General features: G+C 61.0%; 4 protein-coding genes. All 4 read right to left on the bottom strand.

What is annotated here, in order from left to right; genetic code table 11:
* Window positions 1-86: 86 nt before the first annotated feature.
* Entirely contained in the window at window positions 87-365 is a 279-nt protein-coding gene (locus AC52Q4_RS09890; protein WP_495536634.1) for a phage holin family protein, read from the bottom strand.
* On the bottom strand, window positions 365-1318 hold the full coding sequence (locus AC52Q4_RS09885) for a hemerythrin domain-containing protein (protein ID WP_495536633.1): 954 nt from the start codon (window positions 1316-1318) through the stop codon (window positions 365-367). The genes AC52Q4_RS09890 and AC52Q4_RS09885 overlap by 1 nt, the downstream gene beginning before the upstream one ends.
* Before the next feature lie 569 nt (window positions 1319-1887).
* Window positions 1888-3006: an IS110 family RNA-guided transposase gene (locus AC52Q4_RS09880; RefSeq protein ID WP_495536632.1), complete on the bottom strand. Its 1119-nt coding sequence runs from the start codon at window positions 3004-3006 to the stop codon at window positions 1888-1890.
* Between the two features lie 276 nt (window positions 3007-3282).
* Window positions 3283-3585 (bottom strand): CinA family protein (locus tag AC52Q4_RS09875; RefSeq protein ID WP_495536631.1); only part of this gene is annotated, 303 nt, incomplete at its 5' end.

Raw genomic sequence — 3585 nt, 5'->3', positions numbered from 1 at the left:
CCCTTTAGCTCCTAACGCGTTATCGGTCATGTCGCAGTTCTAAATCGGTATTTTGTCGAAGTGATTGATGTACCTCGCACCCGGTCTCAGTCCCACTGCTCTTGTGGAGCTAAGCGGATAGGTATGGTCAACGCAGGTATCGCGAACACGGCTCCTAGAATCAAACCGAAGGCGCCGTATTGAACCTGAGATAGCTTCTGAGAGACCTCAGCTCTGGCGAGGGTCACTTCGTTGTGCACTAAACTGGTGGCCTCCTGCATCAGCTCAGAGACAAGCTTTGCCAGCGACGGATCTCTCGACTTGATCTCATAGCTCGATTCGCTGGAGCGATCGACATACCCCTGCTCTTCATTTGCCTGTGCCATTAGTGCGCCTCCGTAGAATATGAGGGTGTCGGCTGGGCCGCCGGTCCAGTTGAAACAGACGGCCCAGAAGATCCAGCTGGGGAACGTTTGCCCCCCGTGCCAGATTGCGCCTTAGGTGAGCCCGTCTCGGAGCTTTTGAGGAATCGGGTCAGAAGAAAGCCCGCCGCGATTGCCCCGCCTACCAACATGGCCGGATTACGCTTGGCGGTAGCCTGTGCCTCTTGCAGCAGGCCCTCGATACCTCCGCCGGTGAGTCGATCCGAGAAGCGGTTCAACCCGTTTGCCGCTTCGCGTACGTACTGCGAAAGTCGCTGCTGATCTTCCTTTTCCAGATTCTCACTGGTTGCATGCAGCGCATCGGCAACGCGCCGTGCCTGATCCGCCGCGATTCCAGCGCCCTGCTCTATGGCTGCCTCGCCCTGCTCCCGCATCTTGCGGGCGTATTCCTGGGCCTGCTCGGCCGTCTGTCTCGCCACTTCATCGCTGGTTTCAGCCCCGCGCCCACCGCGGCTAGCCGTTTCACCTGTCAACTCCGCCATCCTCGCCCTTGTTCGCTCGCCAAGGTCTTCGCGAAGCCGCTCTGGCAATACGGATTGAGCCTTCGGGAAGAGCTCGCGCTCTTCTTCCCATACATGGTTCTCAACCCAGGTTTTGAGCCCTTCTCGACTCGGCGCCCACTGGCTGGAGCTGGGAGGCGTTTGCTCTATCTGCGAAAGTGATAGTCGAAGGGCGTCGTGTTCGGCCAACGAACCCTCGATGCGGCGATCGCCTCCCAGCGCGTCGCGCAACGCGCGATAGAAGATCTCCTCTTCGACGCGGGCATGGACTTCCAAGCTCTGCTTGAGCTCTCTGAAGAGCCGACGCTGCTCTGCAGTCTCCTGCGCGGCTTGTAGCTGTCTTATTAATCGGTCCGCCTGCCGGTGGTCATCGGCGAGTAATCGAGTCACTTCCATGATGCTTCTCCAGGCACCCTGAATGAATTTGCTTCCTGATCGTAATGGATATTGACGCGGGCCCTGGGCCCGGGTTCCCGGCCTGCGGAGAAATCAGCGGACCAGCGGCAGGTAAGTGACCGTCGAAAAATTCGTTTCGAAAAAATAAAGACTTACCCAGATGCAACCGGCCTTTTCATAAGGACGCAGCCCGTGACACGTCGCTTCTGGAACCATCCCTGCGAGTCACAGTCACGTTATGAACAAGCGGTTCATCTAGGCCTCCTGATATGGATTGACCTGTCAACTATAATTCGTGACTCATTCATAATTCCTGCGTTGGGCATGCCCTTGGAACAGAACACGGGCGGCTGACTGCGACGGTGGATCACTCTGATATACGTGGATTGGTTGCCGACCTGACATGTCTTCGTCGCGGAGCTGCCTTGCTCTAGTGGCGGGGATCAAGCGGCGGGGCCGGGTGCGCCATAGGAGGCTCAAGGATTCTCCAACCGGGCCGGCCGTGTCCTGATCCAAGGGCATGCGCTTTACTCTCCTGATGAATGGATTTCGATATCGCCTGACAACGGTTACGCGGCGTGGCCGGCGTAGACCGGCACTTCGCAAGCGATCGCCCAGATAAAGCCAGCCAACTCACGCGCCACGGCGGTCGTGGCAAGCGGTGTGTTCTTGCCGGCGCCGATCAGATGACGGTAGCGCCCGCACAAGCGCTTTTGGGCGTGCCAGGCGATGGCTTGGACTTCAGGGCGGGTCTGCTCAGCCCGGCGCTGTATCGCCGCGCTCTTGCGGGCCGGAAAGCGATACGCCCAGGCGGCCTCGACGAGCACGCGCCGCACATGAGCATTGCCGGTCTTGGTAATGCCTCCCTGACGTCTCGAGCCGCCGCTGGAGTGCTCGCTGGGTACCAGCCCTAGGTAGGCCATTAACTGCGAGGGCGAATCGAAGCGCGTGATATCGCCCAGCTCGGCCAGCACGGTCATGGCCGTGATCAGCGACACGCCGCGCAGCGCCATCAGCGCTTCGACCACCGGGCGTAGCGACCAGGTGTCCAACGCTTGGCGCATTTGTTCGGCCAGCGCGGCCACGCGCCGCTGCGCCTCGAGCACCGTATCCACATAGTCTTGCAATACGATCTGTTGCACGGGCGTGGCCATTGTTACGCGCTCGAGCCAGCGAAAATGGGCCTGAGTCCAACGGCTCTTGCCGTGATACACATGGCCGTGGCGCAGTAAGAATGCGCCCAGGCGCTGGCGGGCGGTGCGCTCGATGGCTTTCAAGTCTTCGCGTGCTCGCGTGAGATCGCGCATGGCTTCCTGATCCTGATCGGGGACCCAGACCGCGGTCAGCTCGCCCGAGCGGTGCAGCCGCGCCAGAGAAAGCGCATCGCGCCGGTCGGTCTTGACCCGCTCCGTGGCCTTGCGCGGAATGAGCCCCGGCGCGACCACCACACAGTCGTGGCCCATGTGCATGACCTGGCGGTGGATACCGTAGCCGCACGGCCCGGCTTCGTAGCACACGCCCAACACCTCACCGTCCGCAGACAGCTTGTGCAGCAGGCGCTTGATCGCCGTCGGCGTATTCGCAATCTCACCGCGATACTGCGCCTCGCCGCGGCCGGCCGCCGCAACGGCCACCGCAATCGTGTCTTTGTGTACATCCAATCCGACATAAACGCTAAACTGGCTCATGACCTGCCCTCCTCAAGGTGGCTCTGCTTGGGAACGTTCCCGTCCTCAACGTAACCCACGTCGGTTGAGGACGGGCAGGTCAATCCATGGTGTCTAGGCGGAATAGGCACCAGAGAGCACACGCAATTGCGGGGCCAACGATACGGGTCGGTTTTACGGTCCTGCAGGGGACGCTGCGGGCTATGCTCGGGTGACACGCTTGAAGACCGTCCGAGCTTTCCGCCGCGCGTATGAAGGCCGTGGCGGTGGATCGCCTCGAAAGGGCCTTGTTCGCCATCACAGCATCTCCATCATCATCTCGATCGCCACACGGATGCATTCGACGCGCGTAGCACCTCTTCCGATGGGACCGAAATGCTCCTCGCGATGCGACGTCGTCCGCCCGGCCCGCGCGCAGGCGAAATGGACGAGGCCGGGCTCCTTGCCCTTATCAGCAAAGCCGGTGACCGACACGGCGATGTTCGCCTTCGATCGTTCCAGCGCGCTTTCGGCCATGCAGACCGCCACTGTCTTTGAGACCGCCCCCTCGCGCCTGATGAGATCAAGAGGGATGCCGAGCGTCGCCGCCTTGGATTCATC

Source organism: Nitrococcus sp., assembly GCF_059432795.1.
Note: the sequence above shows the minus strand (reverse complement) of the source record. Positions and strands in the feature narration are given on the sequence as shown.